Source organism: Pantoea sp. OVA07A (assembly GCF_019969975.1).
GTDB lineage: Bacteria > Pseudomonadota > Gammaproteobacteria > Enterobacterales > Enterobacteriaceae > Pantoea > Pantoea agglomerans.
In genome coordinates this window covers 1,502,684-1,522,534 of sequence record NZ_JAHXYM010000001.1, presented here as the reverse complement: position 1 = coordinate 1,522,534, position 19,851 = coordinate 1,502,684, and the positions used below count along the sequence as shown (strand labels likewise).

Sequence of the window (19,851 nt, the reverse complement as noted above, 5' to 3'; positions counted from 1 at the left end):
GTCTGTGTTACCGCATTTTTATGACCCTGTTAACAGTTCTTCCCTCCTCCGCTTCACAGCCTTAACATCTGAGGCACACTACCGCTTGCACCAAAACAGCCACCTGCACCAAAACTGAGCACCAAACTGGTGCAATGGCAGAATTAACTGCAAAATCGTGTCAGCTATGTTATTTAACTCTCTGATTTCGCGGATTTTGCAAAGTTGGCATAATTCTTTCATATGACAAGCCGCAAACGCAGGCCCTGCCGCCTGGTAGTAAAAAAAGGAAAAATGATGAAGTCACTGTTAAAAGTTTCTGTGGCCGCGCTGGCGCTGGCCTTCTCTCTCTCTTCCACTGCAGCAGACAAAAAGCTGGTCGTCGCCACGGATACCGCCTTTGTTCCGTTTGAATTTAAACAGGGTGATAAATATGTCGGCTTCGATGTGGATCTGTGGGATGCCATTGCGAAAGAGCTGAAGCTCGATTACACCCTGAAGCCAATGGACTTCAGCGGCATTATCCCTGCACTGCAAACGCGCAATGTCGATCTGGCACTGGCGGGTATCACTATTACCGAGGAACGTAAAAAAGCGATTGAGTTCTCTGACGGCTATTACAAAAGCGGTCTGCAGGTGATGGTGCGTAACAATGAAAACGACATCAAAGGCATCAGCGATCTGAACGGTAAAGTGGTCGCAGTGAAAAGCGGCACCGGCTCCGTGGAATATGCGAAAGCCAACATCAAATCCAAAGATCTGCGTCAGTTCCCGAATATCGACAGCGCCTATATGGAGCTGGGCACTAACCGTGCGGACGCCGTGCTGCATGACACGCCAAACATCCTTTACTTCATCCATACCGCCGGTAAAGGCCGCTTTAAAGCGGTAGGCGATTCAATTGAAGCGCAGCAGTATGGTATCGCCTTCCCGAAAGGCAGCGACGATTTACGTGAAAAAGTCAACGGCGCACTCAAAACCCTGAAAGAGAACGGCACCTACAACACGCTCTATAAAAAATGGTTCGGCACCGAACCTAAATAATAATTTGCCCGTTATCTGATTTCAGCAGGGAAACTTTTTCCCTGCTTTTTTCCATCGCAACATATCTGGAGTGACACCATGGAGTTTGACTGGAGCGTCATCTGGCCCGCCATGCCAGCGCTGCTTGAAGGCGCTAAACTGACCTTAATTATCTCAATTATTGGACTGGTTGGCGGCCTCTTCATCGGCCTGGTAGCGGGCTTTGCCCGCGCTTACGGTGGCTGGATCACCAATAACATCGCACTGGTGTTTATCGAAATCATTCGCGGCACCCCTATCGTGGTGCAGGTGATGTTTATCTATTTTGCTTTGCCGATGGCGTTCCCCGACCTGCGCATTGATCCCTTCAGCGCGGCGGTGGTAACCATCATGATTAACTCCGGCGCTTACATTGCCGAGATTACCCGTGGTGCCGTGCTGTCGATCAACAAGGGCTTCCGCGAAGCCGGACTGGCGCTGGGCCTGTCGAGCCGCGAGACGCTGCGCTACGTGATTATGCCGCTGGCGCTGCGCCGTATGCTGCCACCGCTGGGCAACCAGTGGATTGTCAGCATCAAAGATACTTCGCTGTTTATCGTTATTGGTGTGGCTGAACTGACTCGTCAGGGTCAGGAGATTATTGCCGGTAACTTCCGCGCACTGGAAATCTGGAGCGCCGTCGCGATTATCTATCTGGTTATTACGCTGGTGTTGAGCTTTGTGCTGCGCCGCATTGAGAAAAGGGTGAAAATCCTGTGATTGAATTTAAAGATGTCTCCAAGCATTTTGGCCAGACCCAGGTGCTGCACAATATTGACCTGAAGATTAACCAGGGCGAAGTGGTGGTGATTATCGGCCCATCCGGTTCCGGTAAATCAACCCTGCTGCGCTGCATTAACAAGCTGGAAGAGATCACTAGTGGCGAACTGATTGTCGATGGCCTGCGCGTCAATGATCCGAAAGTCGATGACCGCCTGATTCGTCAGGAAGCGGGCATGGTGTTTCAGCAGTTTCATCTGTTCCCACAGATGAGTGCGCTGGATAACGTCGCCTTTGGTCCTATCCGGGTGCGCGGTGCCAGCAAAGAGGCGGCACGCCAGCTGGCGCGTGAGTTGCTGGGCAAAGTGGGCCTCGCCGAGCGCGCGCACCACTTTCCGTCTGAGCTTTCCGGCGGTCAGCAGCAGCGCGTGGCGATTGCCCGTGCACTGGCAGTTAAGCCGAAAATGATGCTGTTTGATGAGCCAACCTCAGCGCTCGACCCGGAACTGCGTCACGAAGTGCTGAAGGTGATGCAGGATCTGGCGGAAGAAGGCATGACGATGGTGATTGTGACGCACGAAGTAGGCTTCGCACAGAAGGTGGCCTCACGGCTGATCTTTATCGATAAAGGCCGGATTGCGGAAGATGGCGATCCCGACAGCCTGATCAGCAACCCACCGAGCGAGCGTCTGCGCGAATTCCTGCAGCACGTTTCCTGATCAAAACGGGCCGCGATGCGGCCCGTTCTATTTTACTCTTCGCCCACAGATACACCTGTTACCATGTAAAGCGACACCTCAGTTCCCCAGGCGACTCAGCAGCTTAGTGCGCTGGGCGGCAGGCATAAAACTCCACGCCAGGAAGCGACTCTGCTTCTGACCCTGCGCCATATTAACCACCCGCATCTCCGCCACGTCGAGCGCCTGCAGCTGTTTTTCCAGCGCCGGTAAGTTCTCTTTGCGCGACACCAGCGAGGTAAACCAGCCGATCTGACGACCAAACGCCACGCTCTCGGCGATCATCTTGCCGATAAAGCCCTTTTCGCCACCGGGATACCACAGCTCATTGTGCTGGCCGCCAAAGTTGAGCGGCGCACTCTTATCCAGTCCGAGATTGCGGACCTTACGCTGCGATCCCGATACCGCCTCTTCCGCCGACGCGTGGAATGGCGGATTACACATCACTGCACTGAAAAATTCAGTTTTACTGACTACACCAGCCAGCACTGCATCGCTGTTTTTCTGACGACGCAGACGGATCTGGCGCGTCAGGCGCGGATTGGCAGCAACAATGCGGTTAGCAGCTTTGATGGCGGCTTCATCGACTTCGGTGCCGGTAAAGCGCCAGCCATATTCTGCCGCGCCAATCAGCGGATAGATGCAGTTTGCACCGCAGCCGACATCCAGAACGTCCGCCGTGGGGATCACGCCGTTGTTATCCAGCGCCAGCAGATCGGCAAGGTAGTGCAGATAATCGGCGCGTCCCGGCACGGGCGGGCAGAGTGAGCCGGGAGCCAGCTGCCAGTCGATGTCGTAAAATAGTTTGATCAGCGCCTGGTTCAGCAGCATCACCGCCTCCGGGTCCGCGAAATCCACGGACTGCACGCCATAACCATTGGGCCGGACTTTGGCTTTCAGCGGCGGATGGGCAGCGGTTAACGCGGCAAAATCGTATTCGCCCTGATGGCGATTGCGGGCGTGGAAAGGCGACGTGCTGGCTGACTTTTTCATACGTTCTCTCAATTATTCAGGCGCGCGTACAATACGCTGTAGGCGGCGGAAAATAAACCCGCACCATCCGCTTACCTCTTTCCGATTCCGTCGGGCGATGCTGTCGGGCTAAGATAAATAAAATTCCCTGCTGGAGAAGTTATGACCCGGAAACGCTATTCCTATCAACCCCGTGCTGGTCACGGTCTGCCGCACGATCCGCTGAACGCCATTATCGGGCCGCGCCCGATCGGCTGGATTAGCTCAGTGAGCAGCAGCGGCCAGCGCAATCTGGCACCTTACAGCTTCTTTAACTGCTTCAACTATCATCCGCCGATTATCGGTTTCGCCAGTAGTGGCTGGAAAGACAGCGTGAGAAATATTGCTGAGACCAAAGAGTTTGTCTGGAACCTGGCGACGCGTCCGCTGGCGGAAGCGATGAACGAAAGTTCCGCCTCGCTGCCTGCCGATCAGGATGAGTTCGCCTTTGCCGGTTTAACGCCGCTGGCGGCTTCCCAGGTCAGCGCCAGTCTGGTGGCAGAGAGCCCGGTCAACTTCGAGTGCCGCCTGACGCAACTGATTCAGCTGCAGGATGCCAGCGGCAATCTGATCGACAGCTGGCTGGTGCTGGGTGAAGCGGTGGCGATTCACATCGATGAATCGCTGCTGGAAGAGGGCATTTATCAGACCGCTAAAGCCGAGCCGATTCTGCGCGCGGGCGGCCCCAGCGCCTATTACGGCATCAGCGAAGCGCAACGTTTTGATTTAGTCCGTCCGGACGCACGCCGCAGGTAATCCTCACCCCACAAGCGCATCGGCCCGGTGCGCTTTAATCTGAGCTACCGCGCAGGCGATGTCGGGTGCCAGCCAGCGATCCTGCTGCCAGCGCTCAACAACCTGCCGCAAATGCTGCCAGGCGCGCCGCGTGCCTGCTGCCAGCTGTGACTCACCGTGAAACTCCAGCGCCTGCGCCGCCAGCAGATACTCAATCGCGATAATGTGATCAACATTGCTGACCAGTTTCAGCAGCTTCAGCGCCGAGCCGGTGCCGAGGCTCAGATGATCCTCCTGTAATCCTGAAGTGACATAGTTATCAAGCACCGCAGGCTGCGCCAGCTGACGGTTCTCCGCGCAGAGTGATGCCGCCACGTACTGCGCAATCATCATGCCGGAATTGACGCCCGGCTCGGCGACCAGAAATGGCGGCAGGCCGCTGACCAGCGGATTCACCAGCCGATCAAGCCGTCGCTCGGCGATGCTGCCCAGCTCCGCCATCGCAATCGCCAGCAGGTCGCAGGCCATTGCCACCGACTCGCCATGCGGATTGGACTGTGACACCACGCGCCAGGCCTGCGGCGTCCCCAGCACCAGCGGATTGTCGGTACAGGCGTTGAGTTCGGTCTCCACCTGACGGACAGCATGACTAAACTGATCGCGGCAGGCGCCGTGCACCTGCGGCATCGAGCGCAGACTGAGTGCATCCTGAGTCCGGATGCCAACGCTGGCTTTCAGCAGCGGGCTGTCACTCAGCAACTGGCGCAGGCGTTCGCCACTGCGCTGAATCCCCGGGCTGGCCTTCAGCGCCAGCACCTCAGGGTCAAACGCCACCAGCTGACCGCGCAGCGCCTCAAAGCTCATCGCACCGGTGACGTCTGCCCAGTCCAGCAGCCGTTCGGCATCGTCCAGTGCCAGACAGGCTAAGCCGGTCATGCAGGGCGTGCCGTTGACCAGGCTCAGCCCCTCTTTGGCACCAGGCCGGTAAGGGGCTAATCCCGCCTGGGCCAGCGCCTGCTGCGCCGGAACGATTTCGCCCTTCCACTCCACCTCGCCGATGCCAATCAGCGCCAGGCCGATATGCGCCATGTGGGTCAGATATCCCACCGATCCCTGCGACGGTACCTGTGGGGTAATCTGCAGGTTTAGCAGCGCCAGGAGATGTTGCACCAGCGCCACTGAGACACCTGATTTTCCGTGGCTGTAGTTCGCAATCGCAGCGCACAGAATGGCGCGGACCTCGGGTTTTGCCAGCACCGGCCCGACGCCACAGGCATGGCTCAGCAGGGTATTGCGCGACAGCTGGCTCAGCTCATCTTCAGACAGGGTGATGTTGCACAACGCCCCCAGCCCGGTATTGATACCGTAAGCCACCTGCCCCGCCGCCACGATATTACCGACGATTTCACGGCTCTGCGCAATTCGCTGCCAGGCACTGTCGCTCAGCGTCAGGGTGGCGCCGTGCCGGGCGACCTGCACCAGCGCCTGCCATTTCAGCGGGCCATCGCCCCAGACCAGCGTCTGACGTATTACGTCGCTCATACCACCGGCTCCACCTGATGATGACTGGAGATAAACTGCTTAAAGCGCGCCGATCCCGCCTCGCCGAACATCGCCTCTGGCGTGCCCTGACAATCAATAGTGCCCTGATGCATAAACACCACCCGGTTAGAGACGTTGCGGGCAAAACCCATCTCATGGGTCACCACCAGCATAGTGCGGCCCTCTTCCGCCAGGCTGCGCATGACCTTCAGCACCTCGCCTACCAGTTCCGGATCGAGTGCCGAAGTTGGCTCATCAAACAGCATCACCTCCGGGTCCATTGCCAGCGCCCGGGCGATCGCCACCCGCTGCTGCTGACCGCCTGAAAGCTGGGCGGGATAGAAATCTTTGCGATTCAGCAGACCGACCCGATCCAGCAGCTGTTCCGCCTGGGCAATACAGGCTTTTTTATCGCGCTTGAGGACGTAGTGCGGCCCTTCAATGACATTCTGCAGCACCGTCAGGTGAGACCAGAGGTTAAAGCTCTGAAACACCATGCCGAGCCGGGAGCGCAGCCGCTCAATCTGACGCGGGTTAGCCGCCAGCTGGTGTCCCCGGGCATGGCGCTTCATCTCAATGGTTTCACCACCCACGCTGACCACGCCCGCGTCAGGCGTCTCAAGGAGATTAATGCAGCGCAGCAGCGTACTTTTGCCCGAGCCGCTGGCACCGAGTATTGAGATAACATCGCCCTGGTGCGCCTGCAGCGAGATGCCTTTCAGCACCTCCATGGCGCCAAAGGATTTATGGATATCGCTGGCCGACAGCGTGACGGGTGGCAGTTCAGACATGTTTATTTTCCTCCAGGAATCGGCTTAGCGGCCGGTAACGGCTTTTTTTCCGGTTTATGAACCGGCGTCAGGCGCCGCTCCAGCAGGGCATACAGTTGCACAATGATGAAGTTGAGAATCAGGTAGATCGCCGCCGCACAGAGAAACACCTCCATGGTGCGGTAAGTACGCTGGATAATCTGCTGCGCCACTCCGGTAACATCCCAGACCGTGACCAGACTGGCCAGCGCGGTCGATTTCACCAGCAGAATCGCCTCGGTGGAGTAAGCGGGCAGCGCATAACGCAGCATCACCGGCGCGATAATGCGCCGCAGCAGCAGCCCGCGCGACATGCCGCACGCCATCCCCGCCTCCACCTGACCGGGCGGCACAGCCAGCAGCGCACCGCGCAGGATCTCCGCGGTGTAGGCGGCGGTGCAGAGCGACAGTGCCAGCACCGCACAGGTAAAGGGCTCACGCAGAAACGGCCAGAAGAGACTGTGCCGGATCACACCAAACTGCCCCAGACCGTAGTAGATCAGGAACAGCTGGATCATCAGCGGCGAGCCGCGAAACACCAGAATGTAGCCACGGGCAAAAGCACTCAGCAGACGCCAGCGGCTCATGCGCAGCGCCAGAATACCCACCGCCAGCACGCCACCGCACAGAAAGGCGCTGATAAACAGGCCCAGCGTAACCGGCAACGCGGCGCTGAGTTTCAGGAAGGTGTCAGTGAGGAACGCGAAATCGATCATAAGTCTCCTTAATGCTGTGCAGCGGTGCGGCTTTGCCAGGCGCGACCAAGACGGGATTCAGCCCGCAGAAAGGCGCGGTTCGACAGCAGCGTCAGCAGCAGATAACAGGCACCGCCCACCAGATAAAATGAGAAGTAATCACGGGTGGAGCCGGCCGCGATCTGGCTGGCCCGCATCAGCTCGACAATGCCGGTCACTGACACCAGCGCCGAGTCTTTCAGGCTCATCTGCCAGACGTTTGACAGGCCGGGCAGCGCATAGCGCGCCACCTGCGGCAGCAGGATGCGTTGCCGGATGCGCCAGCGCGGCATACCAATAGCGACAGCGGCTTCGATCTCCCCTTTCGCCAGGGCCAGCCGTGCGGCACGATAGACTTCCGCCTGGTAAGAGCCGGAGATAAGCCCGATGGCCAGCGCCCCGATCAGGAACGGCGGCGCTTCGATAAACCCGTCCGCGCCAAACAGTTGTCCGATCTGCGTGATCAATCCCGATCCGCCGAAGTAGAACAGGTAGATCACCAGCAGCTCAGGAATGCCACGAAAGATCACCGAGTAGCCTTCCCCTGCCCAGCGCACCGCGCGGTGCGGGGATAACTTTGCAGCGGCAACGCCCGATCCCACTACCGCACCGACCAGCAGCGCGGCAAATGACAGGAGCAACGTCGTCAGCGTGGCACTCAGAATCAACCGTCCCCAGCCCTCCGGGCCAAAACTCAGCAGGCTTATCATCAGTTACCTCACTCAGGGTGTGACGTCAGTTTTGAACCACTTCTCGCTCAGCTTTTTCACTGTGCCATCGGCCAGCGCGGCTTTGATCGCCTGATCCAGCCGGGCTTTCAGATCGTTGTCTGCCATGCGCACGCCCATCGCCTCGCCCTCACCCCAGATTGGGCCGCCCAGTTGCGGACCGCTAAAGCTGAGGTTACGGTTATCCGGTCGCGCCAGCATCGACTGCGCAAAGGTCACATCGTCAAACACTGCGTCAATACGCCCCGCCTGCAAATCGAGGATCGCATCGGCTGAGCTGGTGTATTCCCGGACATCCGCCACCTCTTTGAAGTACTTGTCGATAAACGGCGTGTAGACGGTGCCGGAGGCAATACCGATGGTTTTGCCCTTCAGCGCCGCTTTCAGGGGTGCGATGGCAGGCTCCACGGTTTTCTCATCGTCGGTGAGTTTGATGATCTTACTGTCGGCAGGCAGCAACGACCCTTTCACCGTGATGAAGGTGGCGGGCGTAGAGGCATAGGGCACGGTGAAATTGATCACTTTCTTGCGCTCGGGGGTGATCACAATTGCATCCATGATCACATCATATTTTCCGGCATTCAGACCGGCGATCATTCCATCCCAGTTCTGCACCACCAGCTTGCACTGTATTGCCATACGCTGGCAGAGATCGGCCATCAGCTCCGGTTCAAAACCGCCCAGCTTGCCGCCTGGCAGGGTGAGGTTCCAGGGTTCATAACTGCCTTCGGTGGCAATGGTAATAGACTTCCACTCTTTGGCCTGGGCGCTGACGCCACAGAGCAGCAGGCTGGAAACCAGCGTAGTGAGACATAAACGACGAAGAGTCAGAGGGTGCGTCATACGGTTCTCCTGAAAGTAGCGGCCTGGTGATCGCCCTGACGAGATTTAACATAAATTTCACAGGATGATATGTCATGTATATACAAGTTAACGCAGCGCAGTTCATTGCCGGCTTTATCGTTTTGTGAGCCAGACAGAATTTATTACGCAGATGGCGGTGCTGCTGCACTTGTACATACAACCAAGCAAAGGTTATGCCAGCTCTGCAGAGGTGGAAAAAAGCGGCGGGAGTCTGGGAGCGGGCAGGCGACCTGCCCGCCGCTGCACTTAAGCAGGGCAGCGATGCACCGGAGTGGCGCATCGCTCTGGTGAGTTTTATTGCGGTTTAGCCTGCGCCAGCATGGCGTGGATCAGTGCCTTAAGCACGTTCTGCAACCGGGCGGCACGCGCCTGCTGCCAGGCGTAAGGTGGGGTTTCATCCATGTAGTTGAGCTGCGCCAGCTCCAGCTGGACCGCCTCAATCTGCTGCTGCGGCTGACCGTAGGCACGGGTGATGTAACCGCCTTTAAAGCGCCCGTTAATCACCCAGCTGTAGTCGTTCTGCGCCGCGCACACGGCCTCCAGCGCCGCACTCATTGCAGGCGTGCAGCTTGCGCCGTCGTTGGTGCCGATGTTGATATCGGGCAGACGTCCGTCAAACAGGCGGGGAATTTCACTGGCGATAGAGTGGGCGTCAAACAGCAGCGCATAGCCATGCTGCGCTTTGAGCCGCGCCAGCTCCTGTTGAATCTGCTGATGATAGGGCTGCCAGATCTGATCGATATAGCCCTGACGCGCCGTGTCGTCGGGTGTTTTGCCTGGTGCAAAGGTCGGTGTACCGTCGAACAGGGTTTCCGGGAACAGGCCGGTGGTGGCGCTGGTGTAGAGCGGCTGGTTATCGGGCGGGCGATTGAGATCGACCACAAAGCGGGAGTAGCGGCCGATTAACACGCTGGCCCCGAGATCACGCACAAAATCATACAGCAGGGGAATATGCCAGTCGGTGTCGGGTAAGCCGCGCGCGGCCTCACTCAGTCCGGCTTCCACGTCGGGCGTCAGCTCGGTACCGGCGTGGGGAATGCTGACCAGCAGCGGCAGACTGCCCTGGGTAAAATGGAAAGGGTTCATTGCGGTTCTCCACGATAGATAACGGTACAGGGCAGTTCACCACCCAGCCAGTAAACCAGTTCTGCCGGACGGGCCAGCGGCCAGTGAACGAAGTTCGCCACTTTTCCCGCCTCCAGCGAGCCGTGACTGTCAGCCAGCCCCAGCGCTTTTGCCCCCCACAGCGTGACGCCCGCCAGCGCCTCTTCCGGCGTCATGCCAAACAGGGTACAGCCCATATTAAGCATCAGACGCAGCGACAGCGCAGGCGAGGTGCCGGGATTGGCATCGCTGGCCAGCGCCATCGGCACGCCATAGCGCCGGAAGAGATCCACCGGCGGACGCTGCGTCTCCCGCAGCAGATAAAATGCACCAGGCAGCAGCACCGCCACGGTGCCATGTTGTGCCATCGCTCTGGCATCCTCCTCGGTGGCATATTCAAGGTGGTCGGCAGAGAGCGCCCCATAGCGCGCCGCCAGTGCTGCGCCACCTGACGCCGAGAGCTGCTCCGCATGCAGTTTCACCGGCATGCCAAGCGCCACTGCACGGTCAAACACCCGCGCCACCTGCTGCGGTGAAAAGGCGAGATGCTCGCAGAACGCATCCACCGCATCCGCCAGTCCCAGTGCCTGCACCTGCGGCAGCAGCCGTTCGCAGATGATATCGACCCAGCCATCCGGGTCGTGCTTAAACTCCGGCGGAAAAGCATGTGCCGCCAGACAGGTGGCGCGCACGTCAGCGGCTACGCTCTCTGCCAGCTGGCGAATCGCCCGCAGCATCCGCAGTTCGCTCTTTTCATCCAGGCCATAGCCGGACTTGATCTCCACGGTGGTGACGCCCTCTGCCAGCAGGCGGTTTAGCCGCCAGCGAGCCGATGCCACCAGTTCCTCTTCAGTGGCGGCGCGGGTAGCGCGCACGGTTGAGAGGATGCCACCGCCCTGCGCGGCAATCTCTGCATAGCTGACGCCATTCAGGCGCTGTTCAAACTCCTGGCTGCGGTCGCCGCCAAACACCAGATGGGTATGACAATCCACCAGCCCCGGGGTCACGATGCCGCCCGGCAGATGATGATGCTGATCGGCGACGAACGCGGGCATCTCCGCCTGCGGCCCTACCCACACCAGCCTGCCCGCCCGCACCACCAGCGCCCCCTGCGGGATAAGATGGTACTTTCCGTCACGCATGGTGACCAGGTCAGCCCCGGTCCACACCGTCTCTACGCGCATCTCTTCTGCCATCGTTACCTCATGCCTCCGCCGTTTACACTGTGCCTCAAAGTATGTATATGTATATACAACCACATCCGATGAGGATCAACCATGGCGACTTTTTTTGCCTCGCGAGCCCTGCTGGCGGAGGGCTGGCAGCAGCAGGTGCGTATCACGGTCAATCAGGCCGGTTTTATCGACTCTATTACTCCGGATAGCCACGCTGATCAGGCTATCCGGCTCAACGGCGAGGTGATCCCGGCAATCGCCAACCTGCACTCGCACGCCTTCCAGCGTGCCATGGCGGGTCTGGCTGAAGTAGCGGGCGATCCTCAGGACAGTTTCTGGACGTGGCGGGATCTGATGTACCGCATGGTGCAGCGCCTGACGCCGCAACAGGTGGGCGATATTGCCGCCCTGCTCTACATCGAGATGCTGAAAGGCGGCTACACCCAGGTGGCAGAGTTTCACTACCTGCACCACGACACACAGGGTGCGCCCTACAGTGATGATGCGATGCTGCAACAGCTGATTGAAGCGGCGGAGATCGCCGGTATCGGCCAGACGCTGCTGCCGGTGCTCTACAGCTACAGCGGCTTCGGCAGCCAGCCAGCGTCGGCGGGTCAGAAGCGTTTTATCCAGCAGACCGACCGCTATCTGCAACAGCAGGCGCGGCTTGATACGTGGCAGCAGCAAAGGCCACTGCTGAACCGTGGCCTCTGTTTCCATTCACTGCGGGCGGTGAGTGAAAGCCAGATGCAGGACGTGCTGGCGGCCAGTGATCCGACGCTGCCGGTACATATCCATGTGGCTGAACAGCAGAAAGAGGTGAATGACTCGCTGGCGTGGAGCGGCGAGCGTCCGGTGGCCTGGCTGCTGAACCGCTTTGAGGTGGATGCGCGCTGGTGCCTGATCCACGCCACCCATCTGGATGAGAGTGAGCTGGCGCGTCTCGCCCGCAGTGGCGCAGTGGCGGGTCTCTGCCCGACCACCGAAGCCAACCTCGGTGACGGCATCTTTCCGGCAGTGGAGTACATCGCGCAGGGCGGACGCTGGGGCATCGGCTCTGACAGTCACGTTTCGCTGAGCGCCCAGGAGGAGCTGCGCTGGCTGGAGTATGCTCAGCGACTGCGCGACCAGCGCCGCAACCGGATTACCCTGCCCGGCCAGCCGTCGGTAGGCGATCTGCTGTGGCAACAGGCAGCTGCGGGCGGTGCGCAGGCGTGTGGCATTCAGCAGGGCACGCTGGCGGTGGGACAACGTGCCGACTGGCTGGTGCTGCGGGATGAGGCGTGGCTCGGCAGCGTCGGGTCGCACGCCGTCCTCAACCGCTGGCTCTTTGCCGGGCAGCGCGATCAGATTCGGGACGTTTATGTGGCGGGTAAAGCCGTGGTAGAAGATGGGGTGCATCCGCACCAGACGGCGTGTGCCGCCCGCTTTGCTCAGGCGATGGAGACGCTGCGATGATCGCCCGGTTCACATACGCGGAGCTGGCGGTCAGCCGCTGGCGCAACGGCGGCGGCGAAACCCGCGAAATCATCAGCTTTCCACCCGGCGCGGAGCGCTTCGGCTGGCGCGCCAGCATTGCGACGCTGGCGCAGGATGGTCCCTTCTCTGCTTTTCCTGACATTGATCGGGTGATTACCCTGCTGCATGGCGATCCGGTGTTGCTGACCGCACCGGGCGGGCAGCACTTACTGACGCCTCAGCAGCCCTGGGCGTTTGCCGGCGAACTCGCCTTAACGGCAAAGCTGCAGGGCAGCGTCAGCGAAGATTTTAATATTATGACGCGGCGCGGGGAATGGCAGGCAGCGGTGGAGGTGGTGACCACGCCGGTCAGCTCTCTGCATGGCGTCGCCTGGGTGCTGGCTGGCGCCTGGCAGACGGCTGACGGGGAACGGCTGACCGCGCAGCAGGGCGCGTGGTGGGTCGATGAAGAAACACAACTCAGCCCGTGCGATACCGATGCCCGGCTGCTGTTTACCCGTCTTAACCGTGTCCCCTGAAGCGGCCCAGTAGTTTGTAACGTGAGCCGGGATAGAGCAGCCGCGCAAAGGTCACGATTTTAGTGTCGCTCCAGGTCTGACGGCGAATCAGCAGGCAGGGTTCGTGCTCATCCACCGACAGATGTTTACGCTGACGCGCATCGGGCAACACCGCTTCAACAATGTGCTCGCCCGCCGTCAGCGGCGCAACGCGCATCAGATAGGTGTAAGGCGTCATCTGCTGATAATCCTGCGTCAGGTAATCGGGCGCGACCAGCGGATTGACCAGACGGTCCTCCAGCTGCACCGGCAGATCATTTTCGTAATGCACAATCAACGAATGATAGAGCGTCTGCCCGGTGGTCAGTCCCAGCACCGCCGCCTGCTCAGGATCGGCTTTGTCCTGGCCGATGGCGAGGATTTTGCAGCTGTGCTGATGGCCGCGCTGAGCGATCTCATCGGCGATGTTATGCACCTCCAGCATGGCGGTGTAGCCTTTCATCTCCGCCACGAAGGTTCCGACGCCCTGCATCCGCACCAGAAAGCCTTCGCTGGTGAGTTCACGCAGCGCCCGGTTAATGGTCATGCGGCTGACGCCCAGTTCATTAACCAGTTCACTTTCTGATGGCACACGCTGATTCGCTTTCCACAACCCTTCACGGATCTGGCTGACGATGGCCTGCTTCACCCGCTGATAAATCGGGGCAGGCTCATCGCTCATTGCCGCCGCCAGTTGTGCCAGTGCCGTATGCTCAACCATTTGCTGTTCCTTATGCTGAAAGTCCCCTAAGTTTACTGTCTCACCGTGTGAATGTATATACATCCAGTACGCTGCGCGGTGCCCCAATGGTGCAGTCTGCGCATCCTGATGGTGCAGCCTCTGAGTAGCGCTAAATAGTCAACCCGCAGCGGACGGGCAATCGATTTTTGTGATCGGCCTGGCACGGCACTTGCTTGCTCCCTTTGATTGTATAGACAAGCATAGACAAGAATTAACGCTTATGTTTCACTCGTATTATTCCGCTGGATCAGGGCAAGGAGAGCAGTTTAGCCACACCAGCACACTTGTATAGACAGGAGTAGACTATGTCAGGTTCGTTTCAGGTTTTGCGCCTGGTGCCAGGCGAGGTGGACCTCGCCACATTACGCGCTATCTATCAGGGCAACGTCACGCTGACGCTTGATGAGCCCGCGCGTCAGGCGATTGCGGCGGCGCAGCAGACCGTGGATGCGATTGTCGCCTCTGGCAACGTGGTGTATGGCATTAATACCGGCTTTGGCAAGCTGGCGCAGACGCAAATCCCGGCCAGTCGCCTGGCGGATCTGCAGCGTAATCTGGTGCTGTCACACAGCGTCGGGCTGGGCGATCTGCTGCCCGACAATGTTACCCGTCTGGTGGTCGCCACCAAAATCATCAGCCTGGCACGCGGTCACTCTGGCGTGCGAATCGAACTGGTTGAGGCGCTGCTGGCGCTGTTCAATGCGGGTGTCATGCCCTGCATCCCGGAAAAAGGCTCGGTCGGTGCCTCCGGCGATCTGGCGCCGCTGGCGCACATGTCCCTGATGCTGCTGGGCGAAGGTCAGGTCCGGCTCAGGGGTGAGTTGATCCCGGCAACCGAAGGCCTGGCAAGCGTAGGTCTGTCGCCGTTTGTACTCGGCCCGAAAGAGGGACTGGCGCTGCTTAACGGCACCCAGGTCTCAACTGCGCTGGCGCTGCGCGGCCTGTTTGAGGGTGAAAACCTGTTTGCCGCTGGTCTGATGGCCGGTGCGCTGTCGCTGGAGGCGATTAAAGGCTCGCTAAAACCGTTCGACGCCCGTATCCATCAGGCGCGCGGTCAGCATGGTCAGATTGCGGTCGCCGCTGCCGTCAGCACCCTGATTGAGGGCAGTGAAATAGTGCTGTCGCATACGCATTGCGGCCGCGTTCAGGATCCCTACTCCATCCGCTGCGTGCCACAGGTGATGGGTGCCTGCCTGGACAACTTCAGCCACGCCGCGCGGATTCTGGAAATCGAAGCGAACGCGGCCTCTGACAACCCGCTGGTGTTCAGTGACAGCGGCGATGTGATCTCCGGCGGCAACTTCCACGCCGAACCGGTGGCCTTTGCCGCGGACATCCTGGCGCTGGCGATTGCCGAAGTCGGAGCCATCTCCGAGCGGCGGCTGGCGCTGCTGCTGGACAGCGGCTTGTCGGGCCTGCCGCCCTTCCTGGTGCGCGACGGCGGCGTAAACTCCGGCTTTATGATCGCCCAGGTGACCGCCGCCGCGCTGGCCTCTGAGAATAAATCGCTGGCCCATCCGGGCAGCGTCGACAGTCTGCCGACCTCCGCAAATCAGGAAGATCACGTCTCGATGGCAACCTACGCCGCCCGCCGTCTCGGCAGCATGTGCTTTAACAGCGCCGCGGTAGTCGGCATTGAGGCGATGGCCGCCGCACAGGGCATTGAATTCAACCGGCCGCTGAAAAGCTCTGCGCTGATTGAGCAGGCCATCGACACCATTCGCGAGCAGGTCGCCTTCCTTGAGGAGGATCGCCTGCTGGCTCCCGATATCGAGGCAATGCGTCAGTGGGCAAGTCGCACTGACTGGCCTCAGGCATTGACCGCGCTGCTGCCGAGCATGCGCCCAACTTCTTGAATTAAGGAATCTTTCATGAGCGAAACTCTTTCTCAGGCTGTGGCACGTGAAATTCGCGCGCCTCACGGTACCACGCTGCACTGCGCCAACTGGCTGATTGAAGCCGCTTACCGCATGATTCAGAACAACCTCGATCCCGATGTTGCCGAGCGGCCGGAAGATCTGGTGGTTTATGGCGGCATCGGTAAGGCGGCGCGTAACTGGGAGTGCTTCGAGCAGATCCTGCGTTCGCTGCGGGCACTGCAGCCGGATGAAACACTGCTGATCCAGAGTGGCAAGCCGGTCGGCATCTTCCGCACCCATGCGGATGCACCCCGCGTACTGCTGGCAAACTCCAATCTGGTGCCGCACTGGGCGACCTGGGATCACTTTCATGAGCTGGATAAAGCGGGCCTGATGATGTACGGCCAGATGACCGCCGGTTCCTGGATCTATATCGGCGCGCAGGGCATCGTGCAGGGCACCTACGAAACCTTCGTGGAAGCGGGACGTCAGCACTACAACAACGACCTCAGCGGACGCTGGATCCTCACCGCCGGGCTGGGCGGCATGGGCGGCGCGCAACCGCTGGCGGGCGTTCTGGCCGGGGCCTGTGTGCTGGCGATTGAGTGTCAGGAGTCGCGCATCGATTTCCGCCTGCGTACCCGCTATGTAGATTACAAAGCCACCACGCTGGATGAAGCGCTGGCGTTAATCAGCGAAGCGACCGCGGCGAAAAAAGCGATTTCGGTCGGGCTGCTGGGCAATGCCGCCGAGATCCTGCCGGAGCTGGTGAAACGCGCCCGGGCGGGCGGGCCAAAACCGGATATCGTGACCGATCAGACCTCGGCACACGATCCGATTAATGGCTATCTGCCGGCTGGCTGGGATCTGGCGCGCTGGCAGCAGGAGCGCGTCTCACAGCCGAAGGCAGTGGAGAAAGCGGCGCGTGCCTCAATGGCGGTCCACGTGCAGGCGATGCTCGACTTCTGTCATATGGGCATCCCGACCGTGGATTACGGCAACAATATCCGTCAGGTAGCGCTGGATGAGGGTGTCAGCAACGCCTTCGACTTCCCAGGCTTTGTACCGGCCTACATCCGTCCGCTGTTCTGCGAAGGAAAAGGCCCGTTCCGCTGGGTGGCGCTGTCCGGCGATCCGGAAGATATCTACAAGACCGACGCGAAACTCAAAGAACTGTTCCCGCATCACAAAACGCTGCATCGCTGGCTGGATATGGCGCAGGAGCGCATCGCCTTCCAGGGACTGCCAGCACGTATCTGCTGGCTGGGACTGGGCGAACGGCATCTTGCCGGTCTGGCGTTCAATGAAATGGTGCGCAACGGCGAGCTGAAAGCGCCGGTGGTGATTGGCCGCGACCATCTCGACTGCGGCTCGGTTGCCTCACCTAACCGTGAAACCGAAGCGATGAAGGATGGCTCGGATGCGATCTCAGACTGGCCGCTGCTCAACGCGCTGCTGAATACCGCAGGCGGTGCGACCTGGGTCAGCCTGCATCACGGCGGCGGTGTTGGCATGGGCTTCTCGCAGCACGCCGGTATGGTGATTGTCTGTGACGGCAGCAAAGAGGCGGATGCGCGTCTGGGTCGGGTGTTGTGGAATGACCCGGCCACCGGCGTGATGCGTCATGCCGACGCGGGTTATGAGCTGGCACAAAGTTGCGCGGCAGAGCATGAACTGAACCTGCCGATGCAGAAGTAATACGCTGAACGGGGCGGGCAGCGGCTTGCCCCGTTTTCTTCGCGTTTTTCCCTTCTGAAGCCCTGCCCGGACATCACTTCCTTATTACTTATTCCATTTTGATTTAGCCTATAGCCAGATTTCGTCCTGCCGGCGATAGACGCAGCGCCACCCGACCTCTAAAGTGAAATCTTCTCATTCTGTATGGAGCGCGACTCTGCATGACCCTTTCCCCTGCCCTGCTTGAAGATGCCCTGCGCTGGCGCCGTGAGTTTCATCGCCACCCCGAATTAGGTTACCAGGAACAGCAAACCAGCCAGTTTATCGCTGATGAGTTAGAGCGGGCGGGATTGCAGGTGTTTCGTGGTCTGGCGGGCACCGGCGTGATCGGCACGCTGGAAAACGGTCCCGGCCCGGTTATCGGGCTGCGTGCGGATATGGATGCGCTGCCGATTACGGAAAAAGGCGACACTGAATGGCGCTCCGTCACTCCCGGCGTGATGCACGCCTGCGGGCACGACGGTCACAGCGCCATTCTGCTGGCCGCCGCCCGACAGTTGGCCGCCACACGCCAGTTCAGCGGCACGGTACATTTCATTTTTCAGCCTGCCGAAGAGAACCTGGGCGGTGCGCGCAAAATGGTGGAAGAGGGACTGTTCCAGCGCTTCCCGATGGATGCGATCTATGCGATGCACAACTGGCCGGGCCTGCCGCTGGGGTCACTGGCGGTTAACCCTGGCGCCATGATGGCGTCGCTGGATTCGTTTGAGATTACCCTGCACGGCAAAAGCTGCCACGCGGCGATGCCGGAAAGCGGTGCCGATCCGATGGTGGTGGCGGCCGAGCTGATTCTGGCGCTGCAGACGATTCCGTCACGTCGGCTCTCGCCGCTCGCCTCGGCGGTGGTCAGCGTCACGCAGATCCACGGTGGCGAAGCGATCAACGTGATCCCGGAACAGATTGTGCTGCGCGGCACGGTGCGCTGCCTGCAGACCAGCGTGCGCGAAAAAGTGCGCGGGCTGATTGATGAGTTTGTCGCTACCCTGCCACGTCCGTTTGGCGTCAGCGGTGAGATTGAGTGGTTACCGGGCTATCCGGTGACCGCCAACCATGCGGCCCCGGCTGAGCAGGTGCGCGAGGTGGCGCTGGCGTCGCTGGGGGCCGAACAGGTTCAGTGGCAGGTTAATCCGTCGATGGCGTCTGAAGATTTTGCCTGCATGATGGAGGCCTGTCCGGGTGCTTACTTCTGGCTGGGCGCGGATGGCGATACGCCTTCCGCCCCGCTGCACAACGCCCGCTATGACTTCAACGACGCGCTGCTGCCAATTGGCATTACTTTCTGGCAGAACCTGGTTGAACAGGCGCTGCCAGCAGCCTGAGTCAGTAACCGGCGGCGAGGATCTGCTGCTCTGCCGCCGCCAGCGAGTCGCACTGGCCGCTGGCGCGCAGGCAGCAGGCGAGCTGCAGTCGCAGTGATGCGGGCACCGGCCGCTGCTGATTCAGCACCTGCTCAATCCAGCGCGCGGTTACCTCTGCCGTCTTGTCCGCCGGCAGTTCAACGGCCACTTCGGGCTGACGCTCAACCCACACTTCCGCTTCTGCGCCTGCGCCCTGAATCATGCTGATCGCCGGGCAGCGCTGTGGATTGGCATAGACTTCCCCTTCGGTGCCATTGAGCAGTATCGCAGGCGCATCGATGTCACTGAAGAATTTCGCCACACGCGGCACATACTCCGGATGCGACACGCTCGACAGACGCAGCGCCGCACGTTCGGCAAACGGGGTCGCCAGTTTTGCCAGCGTATGCGCGCTGTTACGCACGCCCATTCGCCAGCGCAGCGACAGCTGTTTCGCCATTGTCGGGCAGAGATGATCGATGGTGATAAAGGCGAGTTCGCCCTGATCGAGTTTTGCCTGCGCCGCCTCTGCGGTGGTGACGGGGGTAATACCCAGCGCGGCAAACACCGCTTCACTGGTGATGCGCGTCGCGTCGTCGCTGACGCCATGCACCAGCACCGGGAAGCCGAGTTTCACCAGCAGCAGCGCCAGCAACGGCGTGAGATTGCCCTGCCGACGCGCACCGTTGTAGCTGGGGATCACAATCGGCATCGGGCGGTTTTCCGGCGCCTGCAGTTGCATCATCTGCGCCTGCATCGCCTGATAAAAGCCGCGCATTTCCGCTTCGCCTTCGCCTTTAATACGCAGCGCAATCAGAATGCCGCCCAGCTCCAGGTCCGGCACCTCGCCCGCCAGCATCGCGCCATAGAGCGCCACGGCAGTATCAAAGTCGATATCGCGGGCATGATTTTTACCGCGACCAATCTCTTTAATGATTTTATTCAGTTCCATCACTCGCTT

The 19,851-nt window shown here is 60.0% G+C and carries 20 protein-coding genes; 10 read left to right on the top strand and 10 right to left on the bottom strand.

Features of this window, described 5'->3' with window-relative positions:
- The first annotated feature begins 276 nt into the window (after positions 1-276).
- From glnH to glnQ, 3 genes are all read left to right on the top strand, one after another.
- On the top strand, positions 277-1,023 hold the full coding sequence (glnH, locus tag LC417_RS07315) for a glutamine ABC transporter substrate-binding protein GlnH (RefSeq protein WP_010254333.1): 747 nt from the start codon (positions 277-279) through the stop codon (positions 1,021-1,023).
- 78 nt (positions 1,024-1,101) lie between these two features.
- Complete coding sequence (gene glnP, locus LC417_RS07310) at positions 1,102-1,761, top strand: glutamine ABC transporter permease GlnP (protein WP_022625976.1); 660 nt, start codon at positions 1,102-1,104, stop codon at positions 1,759-1,761.
- Positions 1,758-2,480, top strand: a complete 723-nt coding sequence (glnQ, locus tag LC417_RS07305) for a glutamine ABC transporter ATP-binding protein GlnQ (RefSeq protein ID WP_010254327.1) — start codon at positions 1,758-1,760, stop codon at positions 2,478-2,480. The genes glnP and glnQ overlap by 4 nt, the downstream gene beginning before the upstream one ends.
- A 78-nt stretch (positions 2,481-2,558) precedes the next feature.
- On the opposite strand, the gene rlmF is transcribed toward glnQ, so the two are convergent.
- Complete coding sequence (gene rlmF / locus LC417_RS07300) at positions 2,559-3,491, bottom strand: 23S rRNA (adenine(1618)-N(6))-methyltransferase RlmF (RefSeq protein WP_022625977.1); 933 nt, start codon at positions 3,489-3,491, stop codon at positions 2,559-2,561.
- Positions 3,492-3,632: 141 nt separating this feature from the next.
- On the opposite strand from rlmF, the gene LC417_RS07295 reads away from it, so the two are divergent.
- Positions 3,633-4,265, top strand: coding sequence for a flavin reductase family protein (locus LC417_RS07295; RefSeq protein WP_010254320.1), 633 nt, complete (start codon positions 3,633-3,635; stop codon positions 4,263-4,265).
- Positions 4,266-4,268: 3 nt separating this feature from the next.
- On the opposite strand, the gene hutH (LC417_RS07290) is transcribed toward LC417_RS07295, so the two are convergent.
- From hutH (LC417_RS07290) to LC417_RS07270, 5 genes are read right to left on the bottom strand one after another with little or no spacing between them, the layout of a single operon-like run.
- Positions 4,269-5,786, bottom strand: coding sequence for a histidine ammonia-lyase (gene hutH, locus LC417_RS07290; RefSeq protein WP_223565666.1), 1,518 nt, complete (start codon positions 5,784-5,786; stop codon positions 4,269-4,271).
- Positions 5,783-6,577: an ABC transporter ATP-binding protein gene (locus LC417_RS07285; protein ID WP_022625980.1), complete on the bottom strand. Its 795-nt coding sequence runs from the start codon at positions 6,575-6,577 to the stop codon at positions 5,783-5,785. The genes hutH (LC417_RS07290) and LC417_RS07285 overlap by 4 nt, the downstream gene beginning before the upstream one ends.
- Positions 6,578-6,579: 2 nt before the next feature.
- Positions 6,580-7,311 carry an ABC transporter permease gene (locus tag LC417_RS07280; protein WP_010254311.1) on the bottom strand — a complete coding sequence of 244 codons (732 nt, stop codon included), beginning with the start codon at positions 7,309-7,311 and terminating at the stop codon, positions 6,580-6,582.
- Between the two features lie 8 nt (positions 7,312-7,319).
- The gene (locus tag LC417_RS07275) at positions 7,320-8,039 is read right to left on the bottom strand and encodes an ABC transporter permease (protein ID WP_010254310.1); all 720 of its coding nucleotides are present in this window, start codon (positions 8,037-8,039) and stop codon (positions 7,320-7,322) included.
- Positions 8,040-8,051: 12 nt separating this feature from the next.
- On the bottom strand, positions 8,052-8,900 hold the full coding sequence (locus LC417_RS07270) for a transporter substrate-binding domain-containing protein (protein ID WP_010669726.1): 849 nt from the start codon (positions 8,898-8,900) through the stop codon (positions 8,052-8,054).
- Positions 8,901-9,094: 194 nt separating this feature from the next.
- Here LC417_RS07270 and LC417_RS22410 point away from each other — a divergent pair, with 194 nt between their 5' ends.
- Positions 9,095-9,229 (top strand): hypothetical protein, encoded by a 135-nt coding sequence (locus LC417_RS22410; protein ID WP_255601832.1) that lies wholly within the window; start codon positions 9,095-9,097, stop codon positions 9,227-9,229.
- On the opposite strand, the gene hutG is transcribed toward LC417_RS22410, so the two are convergent.
- The gene (gene hutG / locus LC417_RS07265; RefSeq protein ID WP_062758093.1) at positions 9,216-10,007 is read right to left on the bottom strand and encodes an N-formylglutamate deformylase; all 792 of its coding nucleotides are present in this window, start codon (positions 10,005-10,007) and stop codon (positions 9,216-9,218) included. The genes LC417_RS22410 and hutG overlap by 14 nt on opposite strands.
- A complete protein-coding gene (gene hutI / locus LC417_RS07260) occupies positions 10,004-11,221 on the bottom strand; it encodes an imidazolonepropionase (RefSeq protein ID WP_223565665.1) in 1,218 nt (405 codons plus the stop codon). Before hutI ends, hutG begins: the two co-directional genes overlap by 4 nt.
- Before the next feature lie 81 nt (positions 11,222-11,302).
- On the opposite strand from hutI, the gene LC417_RS07255 reads away from it, so the two are divergent.
- A complete protein-coding gene (locus LC417_RS07255) occupies positions 11,303-12,658 on the top strand; it encodes a formimidoylglutamate deiminase (protein ID WP_045140597.1) in 1,356 nt (451 codons plus the stop codon).
- Complete coding sequence (locus tag LC417_RS07250; RefSeq protein WP_223565664.1) at positions 12,655-13,197, top strand: HutD family protein; 543 nt, start codon at positions 12,655-12,657, stop codon at positions 13,195-13,197. Before LC417_RS07255 ends, LC417_RS07250 begins: the two co-directional genes overlap by 4 nt.
- On the opposite strand, the gene hutC is transcribed toward LC417_RS07250, so the two are convergent.
- A complete protein-coding gene (hutC, locus tag LC417_RS07245; RefSeq protein WP_223565663.1) occupies positions 13,181-13,936 on the bottom strand; it encodes a histidine utilization repressor in 756 nt (251 codons plus the stop codon). The two genes, LC417_RS07250 and hutC, sit on opposite strands and share 17 nt — an antisense overlap.
- Before the next feature lie 326 nt (positions 13,937-14,262).
- Between hutC and hutH (LC417_RS07240) the strand changes: the two genes are divergently transcribed.
- The 3 genes from hutH (LC417_RS07240) (at position 14,263) to LC417_RS07230 (ending at position 18,872) form a co-directional block, all read left to right on the top strand.
- Positions 14,263-15,813, top strand: coding sequence for a histidine ammonia-lyase (hutH, locus tag LC417_RS07240; protein WP_010254298.1), 1,551 nt, complete (start codon positions 14,263-14,265; stop codon positions 15,811-15,813).
- Positions 15,814-15,828: 15 nt separating this feature from the next.
- Positions 15,829-17,514 (top strand): urocanate hydratase, encoded by a 1,686-nt coding sequence (gene hutU, locus LC417_RS07235; protein WP_033757077.1) that lies wholly within the window; start codon positions 15,829-15,831, stop codon positions 17,512-17,514.
- A 200-nt stretch (positions 17,515-17,714) separates the two neighbouring features.
- Entirely contained in the window at positions 17,715-18,872 is a 1,158-nt protein-coding gene (locus LC417_RS07230; RefSeq protein WP_223565662.1) for a M20 aminoacylase family protein, read from the top strand.
- Between the two features lies 1 nt (position 18,873).
- On the opposite strand, the gene ybiB is transcribed toward LC417_RS07230, so the two are convergent.
- Positions 18,874-19,842 (bottom strand): DNA-binding protein YbiB, encoded by a 969-nt coding sequence (gene ybiB / locus LC417_RS07225; protein ID WP_223565661.1) that lies wholly within the window; start codon positions 19,840-19,842, stop codon positions 18,874-18,876.
- Between the last annotated feature and the right edge of the window lie 9 nt (positions 19,843-19,851).